Origin of the sequence: Pseudomonas sp. NFACC16-2, assembly GCF_900119205.1 — a bacterium.
GTDB lineage: Bacteria > Pseudomonadota > Gammaproteobacteria > Pseudomonadales > Pseudomonadaceae > Aquipseudomonas > Aquipseudomonas fluorescens_Q.
The window spans coordinates 12,253-34,643 of sequence record NZ_FPIX01000045.1 but is presented as its reverse complement, the minus strand read 5'-3'; the positions used below and the strand labels follow the sequence as shown (position 1 = coordinate 34,643).

At 60.6% G+C, this 22,391-nt stretch carries 18 protein-coding genes, 2 other RNA genes and 1 pseudogene; 10 read left to right on the top strand and 11 right to left on the bottom strand.

The window, feature by feature from the left end:
• Positions 1-10: 10 nt before the first annotated feature.
• The 7 genes from BT116_RS25530 to BT116_RS25500 all read left to right on the top strand — a co-directional run bounded on the left by BT116_RS25530 (position 11) and on the right by BT116_RS25500 (position 7,032).
• The gene (locus BT116_RS25530) at positions 11-550 is read left to right on the top strand and encodes a FixH family protein (protein ID WP_072348142.1); all 540 of its coding nucleotides are present in this window, start codon (positions 11-13) and stop codon (positions 548-550) included.
• A gap of 156 nt (positions 551-706) precedes the next feature.
• The gene (locus BT116_RS25525) at positions 707-3,157 is read left to right on the top strand and encodes a heavy metal translocating P-type ATPase (protein ID WP_072348140.1); all 2,451 of its coding nucleotides are present in this window, start codon (positions 707-709) and stop codon (positions 3,155-3,157) included.
• A 24-nt stretch (positions 3,158-3,181) separates the two neighbouring features.
• Complete coding sequence (gene ccoS, locus BT116_RS25520) at positions 3,182-3,400, top strand: cbb3-type cytochrome oxidase assembly protein CcoS (protein ID WP_072348138.1); 219 nt, start codon at positions 3,182-3,184, stop codon at positions 3,398-3,400.
• On the top strand, positions 3,393-4,076 hold the full coding sequence (locus tag BT116_RS25515) for a sulfite exporter TauE/SafE family protein (protein WP_072348136.1): 684 nt from the start codon (positions 3,393-3,395) through the stop codon (positions 4,074-4,076). The genes ccoS and BT116_RS25515 overlap by 8 nt, the downstream gene beginning before the upstream one ends.
• Positions 4,077-4,195: 119 nt before the next feature.
• The gene (gene hemN, locus BT116_RS25510; RefSeq protein ID WP_072348134.1) at positions 4,196-5,578 is read left to right on the top strand and encodes an oxygen-independent coproporphyrinogen III oxidase; all 1,383 of its coding nucleotides are present in this window, start codon (positions 4,196-4,198) and stop codon (positions 5,576-5,578) included.
• Between the two features lie 94 nt (positions 5,579-5,672).
• Positions 5,673-6,407, top strand: a complete 735-nt coding sequence (gene fnr, locus BT116_RS25505; RefSeq protein ID WP_072348132.1) for a fumarate/nitrate reduction transcriptional regulator Fnr — start codon at positions 5,673-5,675, stop codon at positions 6,405-6,407.
• 76 nt (positions 6,408-6,483) lie between these two features.
• A complete protein-coding gene (locus BT116_RS25500; RefSeq protein ID WP_063322214.1) occupies positions 6,484-7,032 on the top strand; it encodes an adenine phosphoribosyltransferase in 549 nt (182 codons plus the stop codon).
• A 123-nt stretch (positions 7,033-7,155) separates the two neighbouring features.
• On the opposite strand, the gene recR is transcribed toward BT116_RS25500, so the two are convergent.
• From recR to dnaX, 4 genes are all read right to left on the bottom strand, one after another.
• Positions 7,156-7,758 carry a recombination mediator RecR gene (recR, locus tag BT116_RS25495; protein ID WP_003199585.1) on the bottom strand — a complete coding sequence of 201 codons (603 nt, stop codon included), beginning with the start codon at positions 7,756-7,758 and terminating at the stop codon, positions 7,156-7,158.
• Between the two features lie 66 nt (positions 7,759-7,824).
• Positions 7,825-8,859, bottom strand: coding sequence for an NADP-dependent oxidoreductase (locus tag BT116_RS25490; protein ID WP_072348130.1), 1,035 nt, complete (start codon positions 8,857-8,859; stop codon positions 7,825-7,827).
• Positions 8,860-9,092: 233 nt separating this feature from the next.
• Positions 9,093-9,431, bottom strand: a complete 339-nt coding sequence (locus BT116_RS25485) for a YbaB/EbfC family nucleoid-associated protein (RefSeq protein ID WP_003183512.1) — start codon at positions 9,429-9,431, stop codon at positions 9,093-9,095.
• Between the two features lie 64 nt (positions 9,432-9,495).
• Positions 9,496-11,571 carry a DNA polymerase III subunit gamma/tau gene (dnaX, locus tag BT116_RS25480; RefSeq protein WP_072348128.1) on the bottom strand — a complete coding sequence of 692 codons (2,076 nt, stop codon included), beginning with the start codon at positions 11,569-11,571 and terminating at the stop codon, positions 9,496-9,498.
• Between the two features lie 143 nt (positions 11,572-11,714).
• Here dnaX and BT116_RS25475 point away from each other — a divergent pair, with 143 nt between their 5' ends.
• Positions 11,715-12,485, top strand: a complete 771-nt coding sequence (locus BT116_RS25475; protein WP_072348126.1) for a substrate-binding periplasmic protein — start codon at positions 11,715-11,717, stop codon at positions 12,483-12,485.
• On the opposite strand, the gene BT116_RS25470 is transcribed toward BT116_RS25475, so the two are convergent.
• Positions 12,431-14,179 (bottom strand): putative bifunctional diguanylate cyclase/phosphodiesterase, encoded by a 1,749-nt coding sequence (locus BT116_RS25470; RefSeq protein ID WP_072348124.1) that lies wholly within the window; start codon positions 14,177-14,179, stop codon positions 12,431-12,433. The genes BT116_RS25475 and BT116_RS25470 overlap by 55 nt on opposite strands.
• A gap of 338 nt (positions 14,180-14,517) precedes the next feature.
• On the opposite strand from BT116_RS25470, the gene BT116_RS25465 reads away from it, so the two are divergent.
• The gene (locus BT116_RS25465) at positions 14,518-14,832 is read left to right on the top strand and encodes a helix-turn-helix domain-containing protein (protein WP_063322219.1); all 315 of its coding nucleotides are present in this window, start codon (positions 14,518-14,520) and stop codon (positions 14,830-14,832) included.
• Between the two features lie 530 nt (positions 14,833-15,362).
• Complete coding sequence (locus BT116_RS30860; RefSeq protein WP_139209492.1) at positions 15,363-16,211, top strand: hypothetical protein; 849 nt, start codon at positions 15,363-15,365, stop codon at positions 16,209-16,211.
• A 162-nt stretch (positions 16,212-16,373) separates the two neighbouring features.
• Here BT116_RS30860 and ffs (BT116_RS25455) read toward each other — a convergent pair.
• The 6 genes and pseudogenes from ffs (BT116_RS25455) to ligA all read right to left on the bottom strand — a co-directional run bounded on the left by ffs (BT116_RS25455) (position 16,374) and on the right by ligA (position 22,277).
• Positions 16,374-16,470: signal recognition particle sRNA small type (ffs, locus tag BT116_RS25455), an RNA gene on the bottom strand.
• A gap of 232 nt (positions 16,471-16,702) precedes the next feature.
• Positions 16,703-17,209: pseudogene (locus BT116_RS25450) on the bottom strand (Pr6Pr family membrane protein).
• Positions 17,210-17,456: 247 nt separating this feature from the next.
• An RNA gene (gene ffs, locus BT116_RS25445) (signal recognition particle sRNA small type) lies at positions 17,457-17,553 on the bottom strand.
• 461 nt (positions 17,554-18,014) lie between these two features.
• Entirely contained in the window at positions 18,015-18,365 is a 351-nt protein-coding gene (locus BT116_RS25440; RefSeq protein WP_139199631.1) for a hypothetical protein, read from the bottom strand.
• A 162-nt stretch (positions 18,366-18,527) separates the two neighbouring features.
• Positions 18,528-19,688 (bottom strand): zinc-binding metallopeptidase family protein, encoded by a 1,161-nt coding sequence (locus BT116_RS25435; protein WP_072348118.1) that lies wholly within the window; start codon positions 19,686-19,688, stop codon positions 18,528-18,530.
• Between the two features lie 231 nt (positions 19,689-19,919).
• Positions 19,920-22,277 carry an NAD-dependent DNA ligase LigA gene (ligA, locus tag BT116_RS25430; RefSeq protein WP_072348116.1) on the bottom strand — a complete coding sequence of 786 codons (2,358 nt, stop codon included), beginning with the start codon at positions 22,275-22,277 and terminating at the stop codon, positions 19,920-19,922.
• Positions 22,278-22,391: the final 114 nt, after the last annotated feature.

Below are 22,391 nucleotides of genomic sequence, written 5' to 3'. Positions count from 1 at the left end.
AGAACTGAACATGCCTGCAGCAACCGCCACCAGCCCTTGGTACAAGCACCTCTGGCCGTGGATCATCATCGCGATCCTGACCTGTTCGGTGACACTGAGCCTGACGATGGTGACCATTGCGGTGAAGAACCCGGACAACCTGGTCAACGACAATTATTATGAAGCCGGCAAGGGCATCAACCGCTCGCTGGAGCGCGAATTGCTGGCCCAGACCCTGCAACTGCGTGCCAACGTGCAACTGGACGAACTCACCGGTGAAGTGAACCTGCGCCTGAACGGCAACAGCCGTCCCCAGACCCTGGAACTGAGCCTGATCTCGCCGACCCAACCGGAGAAGGACCGCAAGATCGTCCTGACCCGCAACGACAGTGAACCAGGGCGCTACGTCGGTCAGTTGGCGGACAAGATCGAAGGCCGGCGCTTTGTCGAATTGCTGGGGGTGGAGAACGACAAGACCTGGCGCCTGTTCGAAGAAGAGCAGATCAATCACGGCCAGGACCTCCTGCTCGGCGATGAACCGCTGCAAGGCGCTGAAGACCTGAAGAAGTAAGCCGCTTTCCTGTGGTTCTGATTGTTCCCATGCTCCGCGTGGGAACGCAGCCCGGGACGCTCCGCGTCCCCTCGCAAGCGTGACGCGGAGCGTCACAGGATGCGTTCCCACGCCGAGCATGGGAACGATCATTGGACAACGTTCTGTGAAAACGCAATGACCACTCCACAGCCCTGCTACCACTGCGCCCTGCCCGTCCCCCCTGGCAGTCGCTTCACCGCCGTTGTCCTCGGTGAAACCCGCGAGCTGTGTTGCCCGGGTTGCCAGGCGGTGGCCGAGGCCATTGTCGCCGGTGGCCTGGAAAGTTATTACCAGCATCGCAGCGAAGCGTCGGCCAACCCCGAATCCCTGCCCGTCCAGTTGACCGATGAATTGACACTGTACGATCGCCCAGACGTGCAGCAATCATTCGTGCGCCATGAAGGCGAACTGGCCGAAACCACCCTGTTGATGGAAGGCATCAGTTGCGCCGCCTGCGGCTGGTTGATCGAAAAGCAATTACGCAGCCTGCCGGCCGTGGCCGAGGCGCGGTTGAATCTGTCCAATCATCGCCTGCATGTACGTTGGGCCGACGCTCAACTGCCGCTGAGCACGCTGCTCGCCGAATTGCGCCAGATCGGCTATGTCGCCCACCCGTACCAGGCCGACCAGGCCTGTGAACAACTCGCCGCACAAAACCGCCTGGCCCTGCGCCAATTGGGTGTGGCCGGTCTGTTGTGGTTCCAGGCGATGATGGCAACCATGGCCACCTGGCCGGAATTCAACATCGACCTGGGCCCGGAGATGCACACCATCCTGCGCTGGGTTGCCCTGTTCCTCACCACGCCCATTGTCTTCTATAGCTGCGCGCCGTTCTTCAAAGGCGCCATGCGCGACCTGCGCACCCGCCACCTGACCATGGACGTTTCCGTGTCCCTGGCCATCGGCAGTGCCTACGTTGCCGGGATCTGGACGTCAATCACCGGGGTCGGCGAGTTGTACTTCGACGCCGTAGGCATGTTTGCCCTCTTCCTGTTGGCCGGCCGTTACCTGGAACGCCGGGCCCGGGAGCGTACCGCTGCCGCCACCGCCCAACTGGTCAATCTGTTGCCGGCCTCGTGCCTGCGCCTGGAAGACAACGGCCAGAGCGAACGCATCCTGCTCAGCGAGTTGCGCACCGGCGACCGGGTATTGGTGCATCCAGGCGCGGTGCTGCCGGCCGATGGCAGGATCCTGGATGGCCAGTCCAGCATCGACGAGTCGTTGCTGACCGGTGAATACCTGCCACAACCTCGCCAGGTGGGCGACGCGGTCACCGCCGGCACGCTGAACGTCGAAGGAGCCTTGACGGTCCAGGTGCTGGCCCTCGGGCAGGACACCCGATTGTCGGCCATCGTGCGGCTGCTGGAGCGGGCCCAGGCCGAGAAGCCACGGCTGGCGGAAATCGCCGACCGCGCGGCCCAATGGTTCTTGCTGTTCTCCTTGATCGCCGCTGCCGTCATCGGGCTGGTGTGGTGGCAACTGGACGCTTCGCGCGCGTTCTGGATCGTCCTGGCGATGCTGGTCGCCACCTGCCCTTGCGCGTTGTCCCTCGCCACGCCGACCGCCCTCACCGCCGCCACCGGCACCCTGCACAAGCTCGGTCTGCTGCTGACGCGCGGTCATGTGCTGGAAGGCCTGAACCAGATCGACACGGTGATTTTCGACAAGACCGGCACCCTCACCGAAGGCCGCCTGGCGTTGCGCGCCATTCGGCCATTGGCGGCCCTCGACAGTGTTCAATGCCTGGGCTTGGCCGCCGCCCTGGAAAACCGCTCCGAACACCCTATCGCCCGCGCCTTCGGCCGCGCGCCATTGGCCGCCGAACAGGTGCAAAGCACCCCGGGGCTGGGGCTGGAAGGTTTGGTGACCGAACAGCGCCTGCGCATCGGCCAGCCCGGTTTCGTCTGCGAACTGAGTGGCGCCGCCGTACCACAAATGCCGGACGAACCCGGGCAATGGCTGTTGCTGGGCGATGAGATCGGGCCCCTGGCCTGGTTCGTCCTCGATGACCGCTTGCGCGTCGATGCCCCGGCACTGCTGGCGGCCTGCAAGGCACGGGGCTGGCGGACGCTGCTGTTGTCGGGTGACAGTTCGCCCATGGTTGCCAGCGTCGCCGCCGAGCTGGGCATCGATGAGGCTCGCGGCGGGCTGCGCCCGGACGACAAACTGGCCGTGTTGCAGCAACTGCATCAGCAGGGCCGCAAGGTGCTGATGCTCGGCGATGGCGTGAACGACGTGCCCGTGCTGGCGGCGGCGGACATCAGTGTCGCCATGGGCTCGGCCACCGACCTGGCCAAGACCAGCGCCGACGCGGTGCTGCTGTCCAACCGCCTCGACGCCCTGATCCACGCCTTCAGCCTGGCCCGACGCACCCGCCGTGTGATCATCGAGAACCTGGTGTGGGCCGGGCTGTACAATGGCCTCATGTTGCCGTTCGCCGCCCTCGGATGGATTACGCCGGTGTGGGCGGCGGTCGGCATGTCCATCAGTTCGTTGATCGTCGTGTTGAATGCGCTGAGGCTGACACGTCAGCCCAAGACGCAGGTTTTCGACACCACGCCCGATACCCGCCCGCTGCCGGCCTGAGCCGCGCGGGCATGGAGTTCCGACATGCCAGCTCTCTACGTGATGATCCCGGCCGCACTGCTGATCGTGGCCATCGCCGTGTACATTTTCTTCTGGGCCGTGGACAGCGGCCAATACGACGACCTTGACGGCCCGGCCCACAGCATCCTGTTCGACGATCAGGACCCGAACCACAAGGCGGCCGTGGATGAAGCCAGTGGCGAGGCCCGTGAACCGGACGACAAGGCCCCGCCCCATGCTTGATCTGGCGCCATTACTCGTCTCGGCGGTCATCCTTGGCCTGCTCGGTGGCGGGCATTGCCTGGGCATGTGCGGCGGCCTGATGGGCGCCCTGACCCTGGCGATTCCCAAGGAACAGCGCAGTCGGCGGTTCCGGCTGCTGCTGGCGTACAACCTGGGGCGGATCCTGAGCTACGCCACCGCCGGCTTGTTGATCGGCCTGGCCGGCTGGGCCGTGGCCAATAGCCCGGCGGCGATGATCATGCGGGTACTGGCCGGTTTGCTGTTGATCGCCATGGGCCTGTACCTGGCGGGTTGGTGGAGCGGCCTGACCCGCATCGAAAGCATTGGCCGTGGCTTGTGGCGGCATATCCAGCCCGTCGCCAACCGTTTGCTACCAGTGTCGAGCCTGCCCCGGGCCTTGCTGCTCGGCGCGCTATGGGGCTGGCTACCATGTGGACTGGTCTACAGCACCCTGTTGTGGTCCGCCAGCCAGGGCAATGCGCTGGACAGCGCGTTGCTCATGCTCGCCTTCGGCCTGGGCACCTGGCCTGTGCTGCTCGCCACGGGCCTGGCCGCCGAACGCATCACCGCCCTGCTGCGCAAACGCAGCGTGCGCATGGCCGGTGGCTTGTTGGTGATTATTTTCGGGGTATGGACACTGCCGGGGCCGCATCAACATTGGCTCATGGGCCATTGACCAAGTCGCCCTCAATCGCGAGCATCGACAACTCCCAATGCCCCGTTGACGCAAATCAAAACGGCCACCCCCTCGCGCCCCTAGACTCGCCCCATGCCAGTCTATCCGGGAATGCCCGCATGCTCGACACCATTTGTTGGGACTCAAATCTTATCCGCCGTTACGACCTGGCGGGACCACGCTACACCTCGTACCCCACTGCAGCGCAGTTCGGCAGCCAGGTGGGCACCTTCGACCTGCTCCACGCCCTGCGCGACAGCCGCAAGGCCCTGCGACCGTTGTCGCTGTACGTGCACATACCGTTCTGCGCGAACATTTGCTACTACTGCGCCTGCAACAAAGTCATCACCAAGGACCGCGGTCGGGCCCACGCCTACCTGCAACGCCTGGAGCAGGAAATCCAACTGATCGGCTGTCACCTGAACCCCACCCAGCGCGTGGAACAGTTGCACTTTGGCGGCGGTACCCCGACATTCCTCAGCCACGACGAACTGCGCCAACTGATGGCCAAGCTGCGCCTGCACCTGAACCTGCTGGACGACGATTCCGGTGACTACGGCATCGAAATCGACCCCAGGGAAGCCGACTGGTCGACCATGGGCCTGTTGCGCGAACTGGGTTTCAACCGGGTCAGTATCGGCCTGCAAGACCTTGATCCAGCGGTGCAGCGGGCCGTCAATCGCCTGCAAAGTCTCGAGGAAACCCGCGCAGTGGTCGAAGCCGCCCGGACCTTGCAGTTCCGTTCGATCAACATTGACCTGATTTATGGACTGCCCAAGCAGACCCCGGAAAACTTCGCCCGCACGGTCCAGGAAGTCATCCACCTGCAACCGGACCGGCTCTCGGTGTTCAACTACGCCCACCTGCCGGAACGCTTCATGCCCCAGCGGCGCATCAACAGCCAGGACTTGCCGCCCCCGGAGCAGAAACTGGCAATGCTGCAAGGCACCATCGAACAACTGACCGCCGCCGGCTACCGCTATGTCGGCATGGACCACTTCGCCCTGCCCGACGACGAACTGGCAATCGCTCAGGAAGAGGCTACGTTGCAGCGCAACTTCCAGGGCTACACCACCCATGGCCATTGCGACCTGATCGGCCTTGGCGTGTCAGCCATCAGCCAGATCGGCGATTTGTACTGCCAGAACAGCAGTGATCTGAGCCATTACCAGAACACCCTCGCCGACGGGCAACTGGCGACCAGTCGCGGGCTGATCTGCAACGCTGACGACCGGCTGCGGCGCGCGGTGATCCAGCAATTGATCTGCCATTTCCACCTGCCCTTCGCCGAGATCGAGCAAACCTTCAACATCGATTTTCGCGGTTATTTCGCCCCGCAATGGCCGCAATTGCGGGCCATGGCCGCGGATGGGCTGATCGAGCTGGATGACACCCACATCCGGGTACTGCCCGCCGGGCGCCTGCTGGTTCGGTCCGTGTGCATGGTGTTCGATGCCTACTTGGACCAGCACAACCGACAGCGTTTCTCCCGCGTTATTTGAGCGCGACAATTTGACGACGAAACCGCACTGGCCGGAGTGCCATCTCTGGAGTACCCTTACGCCTTATGCGTGATTTCCCACAAGGATTTAAGAAATGTCCGAGCCAGTCAAACTGCGCGCCCACAACCAGGCCCATTGCAAGGATTGCAGCCTGGCCCCCCTCTGCCTGCCGCTTTCGCTGAACCTTGAGGACATGGACGCGCTGGACGACATCGTCAAACGGGGCCGACCGTTGAAAAAAGGCGAGTTCCTGTTTCGCCAGGGCGACGCCTTCGACTCTGTCTACGCCGTGCGCTCGGGCGCCTTGAAGACCTTCAACCTGAGCGATGGCGGCGAAGAACAGCTCACCGGCTTCCACCTACCCAGCGAACTGGTGGGCCTGTCCGGCATGGACACCGAGTCCCACCCGGTCTCGGCCCAGGCGTTGGAAACCACCTCGGTGTGCGAAATCCCCTTCGATCGCCTGGACGAGCTGGCCATACAGCTGCCGCAACTGCGCCGCCAGTTGATGCGGGTCATGAGCCGGGAAATCCGTGACGATCAGCAAATGATGCTGTTGCTTTCGAAAAAAACCGCCGACGAGCGTATCGCCACATTCCTGGTCAACCTCTCGGCACGCTTCCGCGCCCGTGGGTTCTCGGCCAACCAGTTCCGCCTGAGCATGTCGCGCAATGAAATCGGCAATTACCTGGGCCTGGCGGTGGAAACCGTCTCCAGGGTATTCACCCGCTTCCAACAGAACGAGTTGATTGCCGCCGAGGGCAAGGAAATTCACATTCTAGACCCGATCCAGCTCTGCGCCCTGGCCGGCGGTTCGATCGAAGGTTGATGGCCACGCGCGGCTGGGGGATGTTCCCAGCCGCGCTATACTGCCGCGTTTGCAGCTCAGCCAGGACACCTCCACGATGGTCTTCGACTCCTTCGATATCAAATCCCTGATCCGCCCCGTGATCGATTTCCCCAAGCCCGGCGTGATCTTTCGCGACATTACCCCACTCTTCCAATCCCCGACCGCCCTGCGCCTGGTCATGGACAGTTTCGCCCACCGGTACGTCGAGGCCGAGTTCACTCATATCGGCGCGATGGATGCGCGGGGTTTCCTGATTGGCTCGATCCTGGCCTATCAGTTGAACAAGCCGCTGATCTTGTTCCGCAAGCAAGGCAAGCTGCCGGCCGATGTGCTGGCCGAGGGTTACCAGACCGAATACGGCGAAGCCTTCCTTGAAGTGCACGCCGATAGCTTGTGCGAGGGTGATTCGGTGGTGATGTTCGATGACCTGATCGCCACTGGCGGCACGCTGATCGCCGCTGCCAACCTGATCCGCCGTATGGGCGCCAAGGTCCACGAAGCCGCGGCGATCATCGACCTGCCGGAGCTGCTCGGTTCCCAACGCCTGGAAGACATGGGGATTCCCACGTTCTGCCTGACGCAGTTCTCGCTCAGCGAAAGGTAATTGGCAGGCAACAATCGAACCTGTGGGAGCGAGCTTGCTCGATGGCGATTTATCAGTCGCATGGATATTGACTGATCCACCGCTATCGCGAGCAAGCTCGCTCCCACAGGTACCGTGTAGCGGCTACAACGCGATCGGCTTGCGCCCGGCAAACGAATGCGCGAGCGTCCCGCCATCCACCAACTCAAGCTCCCCACCCAGCGGCACGCCGTGGGCGATGCGCGAGGCGATCAAGCCTTTGTTGTTGAGCAGTTGGGCAATGTAATGGGCGGTGGCTTCGCCTTCGACCGTCGGGTTCGTAGCAAGAATGACTTCCGTGAACGTACCCGCTTCTTCGATGCGCGCGATCAACTGTGGAATGCCGATGGCTTCAGGCCCCAAGCCGTCGAGCGGTGACAAATGGCCCTTGAGCACGAAATAACGGCCACGAAAACCGGTCTGCTCCACCGCATACACATCCATCGGCCCTTCCACCACGCAAAGCAGGCTGTCGTCCCGACGCGGATCGGCACATTGTGGACAGAGATCGTCTTCGGTGAGGGTGCGGCACAAACGGCAATGCCCTACGCCTTCCATGGCCTGGCTCAGGGCCTGGGCCAGGCGCGAACCGCCGCTGCGATCACGCTCGAGCAATTGCAACGCCATGCGCTGGGCAGTTTTCTGACCTACACCCGGCAACGTTCGCAGGGCATCGATCAGTTGGCGAATCAAAGGGCTGAAGCTCATGGAGGAAATGTCCGACATAACAACGAGACGCGGTTTATACCCGCGCCTCTGATTAGCGTCAAATACTCAATCCTGCGCGACCCGCACCACCAACTTGCCGAAGTTGCGCCCTTCCAACAGGCCGATAAACGCCTGTGGCGCATTTTCCAGGCCATCGACCACGTCCTCACGGAACTTGACCTTGCCATCGCGCACCCAAGGGACCATGGCGCTGATGAACTCCGGCTGACGGTCACCGTAGTCATCAAACACGATAAACCCCTGGATCCGCACACGCTTGTTAAGCAACGTGCGCTGCAATTGCGGCAAGCGATCCGGGCCGCTCGGCGCTTGATGATCGTTGTAGGACGCGATCAGGCCACAGAGCGGGATCCGCGCCTTGGCGTTGAGCAGCGGCACGACGGCATCGAAAACCTTGCCACCGACGTTTTCGTAATAGATGTCGATGCCCTTGTCGCAAGCCTGCGCCAGCTCCTCGGCAAAACGTGCGCTCTTGTGATCGACACAGGCGTCAAACCCCAGCTCGTCGACCACGTACTTGCATTTCTCGCGGCCACCCGCGACGCCGACGACGCGCAGGCCCTTGATCTTCGCCACCTGGCCGACCACCGAGCCCACCGCACCCGAGGCCGCCGCGACCACCAGGGTCTCCCCGGCCTTGGGTTGGCCGATGTCCATCAGCCCCATGTAAGCGGTCATGCCCGGCATGCCCAGCACACCCAGGGCCATCGACGGGCTCGCAAGCCCCGAAGGGATGGGCATCACGTTGCGCCCGTCGCTGATGCTGTGGCTCTGCCAACCGGTGGCCCCCACCACCAGATCACCCTCCTGGAATTTCGGGTGCATCGAGCGCTCCACGCGGCTGACGGCGCCACCGGTCATCACCTCGTCGATTTTTACCGGAGCAGCGTAGGAAGGTGCGTCACTCATTCGCCCGCGCATGTAAGGGTCCAGCGACAGGAACTGCGTCTTGAGCAGGATCTGCCCTTGCGCCAGCTCCGGCAGCGTCACGTGCTCCAGGCGGAAATTCTCCGCGGTCGGGGCGCCGTGGGGGCGGGAGGCAAGGACGATGCGCTGGTTGGAGGTCGATGCTTGTGACATGGAAGCGTCTCCTTGATCGTTGAGTGGCACGTATAGGGAGCAGACCATTGCCGAAGGGGCGGCGTTCGATGTTTGTTCGGCTGGACCGCAGTGACCGCATCGTCGGAACGCCACCCGGAGCGAGCTTGCTCGCGATAGCGGCCTGACATCCACCGAAGTGTCTGGACCAGAAACAAAAATGCCAGGCGCGATGCCTGGCATTGTGTGTAGCCCATCCCGACCGGGATGGCGAATCAGAACGGCAGTTTCATGCCCGGCGGCAGTTGCATGCCGGCCGTCATGCCAGACATCTTGTCCTGGCTGTTGGCTTCGATCTTGCGCACCGCGTCATTGACGGCGGCGGCGAACAGGGCTTCGAGCATTTCCTTGTCGTCTTCGCTCAGGCCTTCGACCACGCTTGGGTCGATGCTGACGCGCTTGATGTCGTGGCGACCGGTCATGACCACGGTCACCATGTCGCCGCCGGACTTGCCGGTGACTTCGGCGTTGGCCAGCTCTTCCTGCATCTTGGCCATTTTTTCCTGCATCTGCTGCGCCTGCTTCATCAGGCCGGCCATGCCACCTTTCATCATGGGAATCACCTCGAAAGTACTTGGATAAACAACGCACCCGGCCCGTTCGGCCCGGTGCCTTCAGTTATGAGCCCTGGGTGACCGGGGCCTCGACAGGTTCGATAGTATCGTGACGGACCACAGCGCCGAACTGTTGCATCATCTGCTGGATGAATGGATCACCGTGGATCGACTCCTCGGCCTCGCGCTGACGGTCGGCACGGCGCCGGGACGCGGCCTGGGCCGGGGTCTCCTGCTCGGGCTTGATCAACTCGATGGTCAGCGTCAGGGTGCGCTGGTGATACTGGTTCAGCGCATCGTTGAGGCGACGCTGCTGGGTCGCGTTGAACAGCGCGCTGTGGGCCGGGTCCAGGTGCAGCAGCCAGTGGTCGCCTTCCACGGCCATCAGCGTGCAGTTGGCGGCGATGCTGCCGGTCATGCCGCTGATCGGCAGTTTAGGGAACAGCTCCAGCCATTGCAGGGCCAGCCCGGTGGCTGGCATCGCCGCGGGTTCCGGCTCGGGCTCCGGGGCCGGCTCAGCGGCGTGCTCGCTGGCCAGGTCGTCCAGGTAGCTGTAGGCCGAATCCAGGTCTGGCTCGATGTAATCCTCGTCCAGCGGCGGTTCGTCGTCCTGATCGATGCCTGGCGTGGCGACATCGACGTCGGCCACTGTCGGTTCGGGCACCGGCGCGGCGACCCACTCAGGCGCATCGGGCACCACGCTGTCGGGCGTCGGCAACGGCATCGGCGGCAACTCGGGCTGCTCGGCGATGGTCTCCAGGACCGGCTCCACGGCAGGTTGCTGGACAACCTCGGGTTCGATCGGATCGTTCCAGGGCAGATCGACAACGGCTTCGGCGACCGGTTCAGGCAGCGCCTCGACGATCGGTTCAGGTTCTGGCTCAGGGGCCGCGACAACGGGTGTCGGGGTCGGGGGTGCCACAGGCGCCGACGCTACCGGAGCCGAAGCCACTGCCGGCGCAACGACGGGCGCGGCAGCCACTGGCTTGGCGGAATCAGCTGTGGCCTGGCTGATCCCCACTGGCTTTAGCGCTTGCCTCGGGGCATCCACCGTGTCGGCTGGCCGGAACGCCAGCATCCGCAGCAGGACCATTTCGAAGCCGCCGCGCGGATCGGGGGCCAGGGGCAGGTCGCGACGACCGATCAGGCCCATCTGATAGTAGAACTGCACGTCTTCGGCCGGCAACGCCTGGGCCAGGGCCAGTACCCGATCACGGTCGCCGTGGCCGTTGTCGACGCCCTCGGGCAGGGCCTGGGCAATGGCGACGCGGTGCAGCACGTTGAGGATTTCCGAGAGTACGCCATTCCAGTCCGGCCCCTGCTCGGCCAGGTGACGCACCGCCTCGAGCAACGCCTTGGCATCGCCTTCGATCAGCGCATGCAAAACGTCATAGACCTGGCCGTGGTCGAGGGTGCCGAGCATGGCCCGGACATCGGCGGCCATGACCTTGCCTTCACCGAAAGCGATGGCCTGGTCGGTCAGGCTCATGGCGTCGCGCATCGAACCATCGGCCGCGCGACCCAGTAGCCACAGCGCATCGTCCTCGAAGGGCACGTTCTCGACGCCCAGTACGTGGGTCAGGTGCTCGACGACCCGTTCCGGCGTCATGTTCTTGAGGGAGAACTGCAGGCACCGCGACAAAATCGTTGCAGGAAGTTTCTGCGGGTCGGTGGTCGCCAGGATGAACTTGACGTAGGGCGGCGGCTCCTCAAGGGTCTTGAGCAGCGCATTGAAGGAATGGCTGGAGAGCATGTGCACTTCGTCGATCAGGTAGACCTTGAAGCGCCCACGGCTCGGCGCGTACTGCACGTTGTCGAGCAGCTCGCGGGTGTCTTCGACCTTGGTGCGGCTGGCGGCGTCGATCTCGATCAGGTCGACGAAACGGCCTTCGTCGATTTCCCGGCAGACCGAGCACTCGCCGCAAGGCGTGGAGGTGATGCCGGTTTCACAGTTCAGGCACTTGGCGATGATCCGCGCGATGGTGGTCTTGCCCACGCCACGGGTACCCGTGAACAGGTAGGCATGGTGCAGCCGCTGGCTGTCCAAGGCATTGATCAGAGCCTTGAGCACATGGGTCTGGCCGACCATTTCGCGGAACGAGCGCGGACGCCATTTACGTGCAAGAACCTGATAACTCATCGAAAACCGTCGCAACGAAGGAACATAAGCGGCTAATGCTAGCGGAGCAGGGGCGAAATTGCATCCGGTGTGCTCGTCTAATCTGACTAAGATGGGATCAAGGACTCGGTTGTCGACGCGGTTTTGCACAGTCAGGAGAGTTTATGCGCTCAGCCATGGGGGCTTTGCTGTTGTTGGGGACAGGTTGTCTTGCTGATGAAGTACCTTTGCGTTTTGCCGTTACCGACGGCTGGGCGATGCCCATGGTGCAGATCGAACGGGGTCGCCCGACCCAGGGCATCCTTCCCGATATAATGACCAGCCTGGCGACCCAGATGGGACTGCCAGCGCAATTCCACGTCCTGTCCCGCGCCCGGCTCGACGGCGCCATGAAACACGGCGAGATCGACGTACGTTGCTATGTCAGCCCTGAATGGGTAAGTGATGGCGGCGATTATCTGTGGAGCATCCCATTGTTTTTCCAGCGCGACCTGCTCGTCGCCACGACAAGCACACCTGCGGCAGTAACACCGGCAACGCTGGCGCACCAGGCCATAGGCACGGTGCTCGGCTATACCTACCCGACCTTGCAACCCTTGTTCAACAGCGGCCAACTGCACCGAGACGATGCTCGCAGCCAGGAGCAAGTGCTGGCGAAACTGCTGGCAGGCCGCTATAGCTATGCGGTCAGCAACCAATGGGCACTGGACTGGTTCAATCAACGCCATGCTGCGGATCGACAACTCCGTGCCGTGGCAGTGCTTCAGGAACAGCAGTTGAGCTGTTACGTGCGCAACGATCCGAACATTCCAGCGCAACGCATCCTGAGAACCTTGCTGAACATGAAGACCTCCGGGGAAATCGACGCGATCGTCCAGCTTTACACTGGCCGCAGTGACGCATCGCAGACCAGGAGAGAGGCACCCTCCCCCTGATCGCCTGGCCGCTGCTGCCATTGCGACGGCGGGATGAAGCCCTGCACCCAGCCGGGTATCCGTTCGGGCGGCATGGGCCGTGCGATGAAATAACCTTGTGCCACCTCACAGCCCAGGTTCAACAGCAGTTGGCCGTGCTCAAGGCTGTCCAGCCCTTCGGCGACCACCTCACGGCCAAACGCCCGAGCCAGGCCGATCACCGCTTTGGTCAGTGCCAGGTCGTCGCGGTCATGGAGAATGTCGCGGACAAAGGTCTTGTCGATCTTGATCGCTTGCGTACGCAGGTGCTTGAGATCATTGAGCGAGCAGTAGCCGGTGCCGAACCCACCCAGCGAAAAACCCACGCCCAAGGCATGGCAGGCCTGGAGGCAAGCGCTGACGTGGGCAAGGTTCTCCACCGCGACCGATTCGACAATCTGCAGATCCAACAGGCGTGGCGGTACCGCCGGATGCCGCTCCAACACCTGTCGCAGCCGCTCGACAAAATCCGCTCGCTGGAAATGCCGCGCCGAGATATTGATGCTCACCGGCCAACCCTGCCCCGCTTGCAGCCATTGCTGCAACTGGGTCAATACCTGCTCCATGACCCACTCGCCGATCTCGACGATCAGGTCGGTCTCTTCCACCAGCGGCAGGAACTCCCGAGGCGGCACCAGGCCACGTTGCGGATGCTTCCAGCGCAGCAGCGCCTCCAGGCCGACCACGGTGCCGTGACGCATGTTGACCTTGGGCTGGAAATGCAGTCGCAACTCATTGCCAGCCAGCGCCTGGCGGACCCGCTCGACGGTCTGGTAAGTGGCTCGCACCTCCTTGTCCCGGGACACATCGAACAAATGGAAACGATTGCGACCGCTTTGCTTGGCCACGTACATCGCCTGGTCGGCGTGACGCAACAAGGTCTCGGCGTCTTCGTTATCCCAAGGAAACAATGTGACGCCAATGCTGGCGAAGACCTTGATGTCCTTCCCGTCAATGCCATATGGCATGGAAACAGCGATCAACACCCGGTTCAACGCGGCATGCAACTCATCCATCCCACGCACATGGCGCAGCACCAGCACGAACTCGTCCCCACCCAGCCGCGCCACCACATCCTCGCCCCGCACGATACTGCGCAGGCGCCTGGCGACCTCCACCAGCAGCCGATCGCCACTGGCGTGGCCGTAGCCGTCATTGACCGCCTTGAAGCCATCGAGGTCGAGCATGCACACCGCCAGGGGCAAGTTTTCCGCACGAGAAAACTCCAGGGCCTGGTCCAGCAGATCGGACAGATAAGTGCGATTGGGCAACCCGGTCAGCACATCGTGACCAACCCGCCATTGCAGGGAATGCAGCAGGCGACGCTTTTCGCTGACATCGAAGCGAATCGCCAGGTAGCGTTCGACTTGTCCTGTATCGTCATCGATCACTGGCACCAGGGTGGTATCGACCCAGTGCAGCGTACCGTCCTTGGCCCGGTTGCAGATTTCCCCTTTCCAGACCTGGCCCAGGGCAATGGTGCGCCACATGGCGCCGAAGAATTCGCCGGGGTGCTGGCCGGAATTGAGCAGGCGATGGTTCACCCCCAGCAACTCATCGCGCCGGTAACCAAAAAGGCTGCAAAATTGATCGTTGACGTAGGTGATGCGCCCGCTCAGATCGGTTTCGGAAAAAATCGCGGCGGCGTCAACGGCTCTGCGGTACTTCTTATCCATCGAAGCAGTCATCCATGAGTCAGGCTCATTTGTCGCGCGCGGTTGCACCGCCTTCAAGACAGGCGAAAATCAACTAGGCTCAAACACTTTGAGAGAAGCTGGAGCGCGGGCCCTGGCGGTACTAAGGGAGCGCTGCAGCCCTTGCCGAGTATCGCGGCAAGAACGCAAGGCCCGGTCCCTGCACACGCCCCCGGCTTCTGAAGCAGGTCGCCAAATACCCGTGCTAAAGGCCGATTCTACGAAACACATCACACTTTGCAAAGCAAGGTGATGGATCACGCGGTTGCCTAATGCGAAAATCTATCGTTAAGTTCTTGATTCTAAATGGGAATTAAGCGATGCAAATTTCAAGTTTGGGTCCAGCCATCAGACGCTACCGCAAAGTAGCGGGGCTTACTCAGGCTGAACTTGGCGAAAAAACCGGTTTTGACCCCAAAACCATCAGCCGCTTCGAAACCGGCACCTACACCCCCAGCGTCGAAGCCTTGTTCCTGCTTGCCAATGTGCTGGATGTACAACTGAAAGCCTTTTTTGCCGACATGGGCGATGAGGACGAACAGCGGGCCTATCTGTTCGGTGTCATACACAGAGCCACCCCGAAGGATCTGGGAAAGCTGATCGCTGCGGTCGACCAGGCCTTGTCCAAGCCTTGATGAAGTCATGAAAAAGAGAAGCCAGTATACCTGCCGACCCTGCTGCTTCTGTTCGACGGCGGGTACCTGCGGCGTGACAACGCGCTCAGCCTGGAACAAGTACTGGTCAAACTGCTGGCGAACACGTTGATGCTTTTGCCATCGATGGCATGGAAACCGCCGGGGCAGATTCTCTCCTCGGGGAAATCCCAAAGCATGCCTTACCCCAGCGTTGCACGGGATACTGGGCCCGCCGATGCCGGGAAGGGATGGTCAGTAGAGCTTGGTAGCCGATGCACACCGACCAATTGGAAGGAATCAATAACCGGCTCAAGCAGAATAAGCGCACGCCCGTGGCTACCGAACAGTGAGTTCCTTTTATATAAAACGACTCTCCCTGCAAATCGTGAAGAACTTAAAACCACCGCTCGTCCGGACTGTCAGTTCTGACAGTAGACAACAAATATGGCAAAAAAAACAATCAAAGGACGAGAAACCGCTAACTTCTTGCAGCGCCGCACCAACTCAGGCCATATTTGCTGGATAATCAAATGAAAACCAAATCAGTGACCGCATCAAATAAAACGCCCATGACAATCAGATCTTCGAAGGCGCTTTTATTATCAAAGAGCTTGTATACCCGGACTGGCCTTACACATCCAGAATGGAGACTGGTTGAAACCTGGCAAGTCGAGCCATTCCTTTTCCCTACAACAACAGATATACGCCCTAACCATTACGGCTTAATAGTCGCCTACATCCCTGACTCAATCACTCTGAAAATGAGTGACCCGGAAACAGGGGCCATATTCGAAATAAAAAAATTTGGAGACCAAGTTACTTATACATCAATGAACTCACAGGGGTCGGTCGCGACATACTTTGAGTGGGACATCCTCGTATCCGTGGCTCTTATCGTTGGCGGGCAAAGCCAGTCATCTCATAACAACAAAAACCAGTTTAATGAAGAAAATGGCATCCAACACCTTATAGCAGTTGGCGAGGAACAGGGTTCCATTTTCAGCAATGGAAAAGAATCCGTCATAGTTCCGAACACAACATATTTTTCATTTACAACAAATACCAGCTTGTATTTCTCCGCAGGAGAAAACCAAGCTAGCTCCATCCATCAAGTGATTAATGAGAAATTAGTAAAAGTAGAGAGTCGCATCCTCCAGGGCTATGCATCTTCGGGAGGAAGCTATGCCCTTACCGACAACAAGGACAAGCTTTACCCTGACGGAATATCAATCTTGAATATAGATGATGGATTTTCGGAGAGTGTAGCTAAAATAGAATTCAACCATAACACCACCGACGGAACCGTTAAAATATCGGTACTGTCGAAAACAGTTAGAGTTTGTGAACTAAGAGAATCGATGATTGTATTTGCACTATAACTTCGGGGGTGGAGCACCTCACCAAAGCACGGGGCGTTTTCACCAGCAATAAGCTGCGCTATCCCGGCAAATTTCAAAGCGAAAAGGATCACCCCGCGTCAGACTGACCGCAAAGGCATCTCATAGACCTTACGAACAAAGGCCTGGGTGTTATGGAGGCAACCCCACCAGCCACACCCCGGCACACAATGTTCCCGCTGTGGCTGCTTCCTTCCGGATCTGACCAGGTTCACGGGTAATCGTTGCGGGGGGACCGATAGGGTCACCATAACGACGCCCGCCTGACGGCGAGCCGCGCTATTGTATCTATCTGACGAGAAGTTACAACCGTCGGAGGCGGATAAAAAACTTAATATGTTCAAGCACTTGCTGTAGGCGCATCGCTTGCTTGCGATGACGTTGGCACATTCGACATGGATCTTTCGCGAGCAAGCTCGCACAGGGGGATCTGTGGGGAACACCGCCCCCCCCGAGACGGCATGATCGGCCGATCAGCGCTGGCCTTTCACCCGGTCAGCAGCAATCAGCACCAGTGATATCACCACGAACCCCAGCAGGACCATCAGCGCATTGCCAAGTACCTGTGAATAACCCAGCCTATCCACTTCAATGAAGGGATAGGGGTAGGAACCGATCAGATGGCCGCGCACCAAGGCGTAAATGAAATAGACCAAGGGATAGATCAGCCATAGCCACACAGCAGCCCAGTGCAATCCCTTGGGCACGCAGAACCACCAGTAGATCAAAAACACTACTGGCATCACGTCGTGGAGCAACTCATCGGCCACCACCACAAACCCTGGGGGTTCCACACATTACGTAACAACAGATTGTAAGCCAGACCGACCAATAACAATGGCGGCAGCCACACCGCCCTGTGTCGAGAGCCGGAGGAAGAAACGCCGCACCGTCGAGTTGCCGGTCGTCGCTGCATAGGTCAGCACGACCGCCACCAGGATATTGGTCAGGATAGTGAAGTAACTGAAAAAGATACCCACGCCCCCCCCAACAAAAGAGAACGATACGAGACTCTACTGTCAGATTTGACAGTCCCGATCAACGGTAGTGGATATTTAACATGGTTCGAGGTTGCTTTGCGCCGAACTCATAGGATTTTTCACTGATCCCCTGCCCCGCCGGGATTCGGACAACAGAAGACAGCGACCAAAACTGATCGGAGAAAAAAAGGGGATTTGGGGATTTGGACAAGCCTTGCGAACGAAGGCCCGGGCGTTATGGAGGCAACCCCACCAGCCACACCCCGGCACACAATGTTCCCGCTGTGGCTGCTTCCTTCCGGATCTGACCAGGTTCACGGGTAATCGTTGCGGGGGGACCGATGGGGTCACCATAACGACGCCCGCCTGACGGCGAGCCGCGCCATTGTACCTATCTGGCAAGAAGTTACAACCGTTCGTGCCGGATTAAAAAACTGAAGGCGTTCAAGCACTTGCTGTAGGCGCAAAGCTTACCCGCGAAGGCATCGGCACATTCGACATGGATACAAGCTGACCTACCCCTTTCGCGAGCGCGTCCGCTCCCACAGGGAATGTGTGGGGACACCGAAACGGTGAACACCCGAGGGCCCGTGTGGGAGCGGGCTTGCTCGCGAAGACGCCGGTACATTCAATATGAGTGCTTGAACTACATTCCCAATGATTATCGATGCTAAACCTCAGCAACAGTTAGACCCCTGGCCTAAAGACTATTGGTCATTCTTCTTTCGCTGACAGATTTAATATTCCGACAAAGGCCATGACAGCCGCTAGAAATAGCGGACGTTATTACTTGGCCACCTTCTAATCATGACGAGGTATTACAAACCACCGCCGGGCAGAACGGTCCATATTCACCATTAAGCGCCTGGGCCCGAACTTGAACATTGAAGTACACCGGCCTGGAGCCACCACTGACGCCTATTTCATGGCGGTACCAACCACGATGGTCCGGCCGGACAGTGGTGGCGGGGACAAACTGGCCCTGCCCAGTAGACACGGCAGTCACTCTGAACGTATGAGCGGCAATCTGGTCGGGGCAGACGTTATCCGAAATTTGCCAGGCCAATATAATGGTGTAAGTGCTTTGTCCGGCCTGGGAAAGCCTCCGGGGCGCATTGGGAATGGTCGTTGCCTTATCCATCTGATCGTGTTTCATAAAATTTTCCATAATAAATATAGCCATCATCCATGGCGGCCTTAGGGTAAAGGAAAGCTAGAATATAAAACCACTGTCAAAACAAATGGCATCACTTTAACTTCGCCCAGCCTCTTATCGAGAGTCGACTCTGTGGCGAGCAAAACTTCCTGCGTAAGCAAACTACAACAGCACCCCATCCGCCCGACCACCCTCCTCCTGGATCACCAGATGGATGAAGTGCAGCTTGGTAATCACCGCGGCCGGTACGACGAAGGGGTAGAAATCCGGCTGGCCCATGCTGCGGGACAGTTCGTTGAGCATGCCGGCCAGTTCGATCCAGGCGTTGACGAACGAGAGGAAGGCCGCACCGCCAGTGTGTTCGGGATCGTACAAGGTCTCGGGTGGGAACGGCTGGTAGTCGAAATCCATTTCCCGGGCACTCATGCCGAAGCCCAGCGCCGTGTCCACCGCGTCCATCATGTGCAGGTAGTGGGCCCAGGTTTCGGCCCAGTCTTCCCATGGGTGCATGGTGGCGTAGGCGCTGACGTAACGGGTTTGCCAGTCCAACGGCGCGCCTTGCTGGTAGTGCCGTTCCAGGGCCTCGGCGTAACTGGCGCGCTCGTCACCGAACAGTTCGCGAAACGCCTCGAGCCAATGACTATTGGCGACCAGCCGATCCCAATAATAGTGACCCACTTCGTGACGAAAATGCCCGAGCAAGGTGCGATATGGCTCGCGCATCTGCTGGCGCACGTATTCGCGATGAGCGTCGTCAGCCTCTTTGATATCGAGGGTGACCAGGCCGCTGGCGTGACCGGTGGTCGGTGGCGTGCCGTCGGGATCGACACCGATGAAGTCAAAAGCCAGGCCGATATTTTCATCGACGGTTTTCGGGATCACCGGCAAACCGAGGGTGATCAATTGCGCTACCAACCGGCGCTTGGCGGTTTCTACTTTGCGCCAGCGTTCGGGGTTTTCTGGAATCGACAGATCCGGAATGGTGCGATTGAGGCTACAGGCGATGCACAGGGTATCGTAGCCGTTGGCCGGCAACAGCCAGTTGCACGCCGCCGGCGTGTCGAGGTTGGCGCAGCGGCGGAACAGTCCGGCTTGCGGGTCGGCATCCAGCGTCCAGGTGCCAGGTTGCTCGCCGGGTTGCAAGGATGAAAGGCGACTCTGCTCCGGCTGATAGCCCAGCATCGCCAGGCAGGCCAGGCATTGGCTGTTGCGAAAAAACAGGGACTGACCGCAACGGCACGACCAGATCTTACTGCTGCGTGAGCGGTCGCCCAGGAACGGCGCGGCGATGCGTGAAGTCAGTTGTTCGAAGAAACGGTACATGGCGATCTCCCTGGAGCCTGCAAGACTAGATCCCCCCTGTCCATGATCGTTCCCCCCGCTTTGCGTCATAGCACGGGATAAACCGTAGCGAGGGAGCTTGCTCCCGCTGGGTGGCGCCGCCGCCCCAATCGGAACGACGCAACCTCCCCAAACGGACCGCGTCAGGAGGCTTTACGACGGCTGCGCCGCCGAGCGGGAGCAAGCTGCCTCGCCACAGCGGCGCCCTCACGATTAAACCGTGATGCCATGCTTGCTCAAGAAAGCCACGAACGCCTCTTCATCCAGCACCTTGAGCCCCAGTTCATTGGCCTTGGTCAATTTCGAACCGGCACCCGGCCCCGCCACCACGCAGTGGGTTTTCGCCGACACCGAACCGGCGACCTTCGCCCCCAGGCTCTCCAGCTTGTCCTTGGCGACGTCGCGACTCATCAACTCCAGCGAACCGGTCAGCACCCAGGTATGCCCCGCCTCGGGCAAGCCTTCGACGACCTTCTTCTCGCTCTGCCAATGCATGCCAAAGTCGCGTAACTGTCGCTCCGCTGCCTCGGCCTGCTGACGGTTGATGGCATTGGCGAAGAACTCGCGCACGGCGTTGGCCTGCTTTTCCGGCAACGCCTGGCGCATGTCCAGCCAGTCGGCATTCATCACCGCTTCGAGCGAACCGAACTTGTCTGCCAGTTTCTGCGCCCCGCCGGGTCCGACCGAGGGGATGTCCAGTTTGTCGAGAAAGCCGCCCAGGGTCGTGCTGGCGGAGAACTCGGCACCCAACTCGCCTTGGTCCTGGATCTCGAGACCGTGGCGCAGCAGGTCCTTGATCACTTGGCGGTTGTGTGGGTCTTCGAAGAAGCTGTGGATCTCGTGGGCCACTTCCAGGCCGACGTCGGGCAAGTAGGTGAGCACCTGGGGCAAAGCCGCTTGTACGCGCTCCAGCGAACCAAGAGAGCGAGCCAGGACCTTGGCGGTTTCCTCGCCCACGTCCGGGATACCGAGGGCGTAGATAAAACGCGCCAGGCTCGGTTTTTTGCTGTCGACAATCGCCGCCAGCAGGTTTTTGCTCGACAGTTCGGCGAAACCCTCCAGGTCGACCACCTGTTCGAAGGTCAGGGCATACAGGTCGGCGGGCGAACCCACCAGGCCCTCGTCCACCAGTTGCTCGACACTCTTCTCGCCCAGACCTTCGATGTCCATGGCCCGACGCGAGACGAAGTGAATGATCGCCTGCTTGAGCTGCGCGCCACAGGCCAGGCGACCAACGCAGCGGTACACCGCGCCTTCGCTGATGGTTTCACGGCCCTTGCTGCGCTTGATCAGTTGCGTGCGCTCGACATGGGAGCCGCACACCGGGCACTGCTGTGGGATCGCGACCGGACGAGCATGCTCCGGCCGACGCTCGGTGATCACCTGCACCACTTGCGGAATCACATCCCCGGCGCGGCGGATGATCACCGTGTCGCCGATCATCAGGCCCAGACGCGCCACTTCGTCCATGTTGTGCAACGTGGCGTTGGCCACGGTCACGCCAGCGACCTTGACCGGCTTGAGGCGCGCCACGGGCGTCACGGCGCCAGTGCGACCGACCTGAAACTCGACGTCCAGCAACTCGGTGAGTTCTTCAGAGGCCGGGAATTTATGAGCGATGGCCCAGCGTGGCTCCCGGGCGCGGAAACCCAGTTCGCGTTGGGAGGCGATACTGTTGACCTTGAACACCACCCCGTCGATTTCATAAGGCAACGCGTTGCGCCGCTCGCCGATGTCGCGGTAGTAATCCAGGCATTCGTCAATACCATGGGCCAGCTTCAATTCACGGCTGATGGGCAGGCCCCAGGCCTTGAGTTGCTTGAGATTGCCGATGTGGGTATCGGCAATGTCCGTGGTCACCTGACCGATACCGTAGCAGCAGAATTCCAGCGGGCGATTGGCGGTGATCTTGGAGTCCAACTGGCGCAGGCTCCCCGCCGCCGCGTTGCGCGGGTTGGCGAAGGTCTTGCCGCCCGCTTCCAGTTGCGTAGCGTTGAGGCGCTCGAAACCGGCCTTGGACATGTACACCTCGCCGCGCACTTCCAGCAGTGGCGGCCAGCCACTGCCCTGCAACTTAAGGGGGATGTTGCGCACGGTACGCACATTGACGCTGATGTCCTCGCCCGTGGTGCCATCACCGCGCGTGGCTCCGCGCACCAGCAGGCCGTCCTGATACAACAGGCTGACCGCCAAGCCATCGAGCTTCGGCTCGCAGCTGTATTCAACCGCCGCGCCACCGCCCAGCAAATCACCCATGGGCAGGTCGAGGCCTTCAGTCACCCGCCGGTCGAACTCACGCATGGTGGCCTCGTCGAAGGCGTTGCCCAGGCTGAGCATCGGGATCTCGTGACGCACCTGGCTGAACGCCGACAGCGCCATGCTGCCGACGCGCTGGGTCGGGGAATCGCTGGTCACCAGCTCCGGGTGCTGCTCTTCCAGGGCCTTGAGCTCGTGAAACAGACGGTCGTATTCGGCATCGGGGATGCTCGGCTCGTCGAGGACATGGTAACGGTAGTTGTGCTGGTCCAACTCGGCGCGCAGCTGTTGGATGCGGGTTTCGACGGCATTCATGGGTGTTCTCTCATAAAGCAAAAGAGCAGCCTAGGCTGCTCAATCTTTTAAAATCGTTGGCAGTTCGAACCTGAACCTACCAATACAGAACCTGTGGCGAGGGGATTTATCCCC

Excerpts from the sequence above, each read along its gene's own strand:
- BT116_RS25435 (WP_072348118.1), bottom strand. The coding sequence starts at position 19,688 with ATGTACCGTTTCTTCGAACAACTGACTTCACGCATCGCCGCGCCGTTC.
- BT116_RS25470 (WP_072348124.1), bottom strand. The coding sequence starts at position 14,179 with ATGGATAAGAAGTACCGCAGAGCCGTTGACGCCGCCGCGATTTTTTCC.
- fnr (WP_072348132.1), top strand. The coding sequence starts at position 5,673 with ATGTCCGAGCCAGTCAAACTGCGCGCCCACAACCAGGCCCATTGCAAG.
- ccoS (WP_072348138.1), top strand. The coding sequence starts at position 3,182 with ATGCCAGCTCTCTACGTGATGATCCCGGCCGCACTGCTGATCGTGGCC.
- BT116_RS25525 (WP_072348140.1), top strand. The coding sequence starts at position 707 with ATGACCACTCCACAGCCCTGCTACCACTGCGCCCTGCCCGTCCCCCCT.
- dnaX (WP_072348128.1), bottom strand. The coding sequence starts at position 11,571 with ATGAGTTATCAGGTTCTTGCACGTAAATGGCGTCCGCGCTCGTTCCGC.
- ligA (WP_072348116.1), bottom strand. The coding sequence starts at position 22,277 with ATGAATGCCGTCGAAACCCGCATCCAACAGCTGCGCGCCGAGTTGGAC.
- BT116_RS25485 (WP_003183512.1), bottom strand. The coding sequence starts at position 9,431 with ATGATGAAAGGTGGCATGGCCGGCCTGATGAAGCAGGCGCAGCAGATG.
- BT116_RS25490 (WP_072348130.1), bottom strand. The coding sequence starts at position 8,859 with ATGTCACAAGCATCGACCTCCAACCAGCGCATCGTCCTTGCCTCCCGC.
- BT116_RS25515 (WP_072348136.1), top strand. The coding sequence starts at position 3,393 with ATGCTTGATCTGGCGCCATTACTCGTCTCGGCGGTCATCCTTGGCCTG.
- BT116_RS25465 (WP_063322219.1), top strand. The coding sequence starts at position 14,518 with ATGCAAATTTCAAGTTTGGGTCCAGCCATCAGACGCTACCGCAAAGTA.
- BT116_RS25475 (WP_072348126.1), top strand. The coding sequence starts at position 11,715 with ATGCGCTCAGCCATGGGGGCTTTGCTGTTGTTGGGGACAGGTTGTCTT.
- BT116_RS25440 (WP_139199631.1), bottom strand. The coding sequence starts at position 18,365 with ATGAAACACGATCAGATGGATAAGGCAACGACCATTCCCAATGCGCCC.
- BT116_RS25500 (WP_063322214.1), top strand. The coding sequence starts at position 6,484 with ATGGTCTTCGACTCCTTCGATATCAAATCCCTGATCCGCCCCGTGATC.
- hemN (WP_072348134.1), top strand. The coding sequence starts at position 4,196 with ATGCTCGACACCATTTGTTGGGACTCAAATCTTATCCGCCGTTACGAC.
- BT116_RS25530 (WP_072348142.1), top strand. The coding sequence starts at position 11 with ATGCCTGCAGCAACCGCCACCAGCCCTTGGTACAAGCACCTCTGGCCG.
- BT116_RS30860 (WP_139209492.1), top strand. The coding sequence starts at position 15,363 with ATGAAAACCAAATCAGTGACCGCATCAAATAAAACGCCCATGACAATC.
- recR (WP_003199585.1), bottom strand. The coding sequence starts at position 7,758 with ATGAGCTTCAGCCCTTTGATTCGCCAACTGATCGATGCCCTGCGAACG.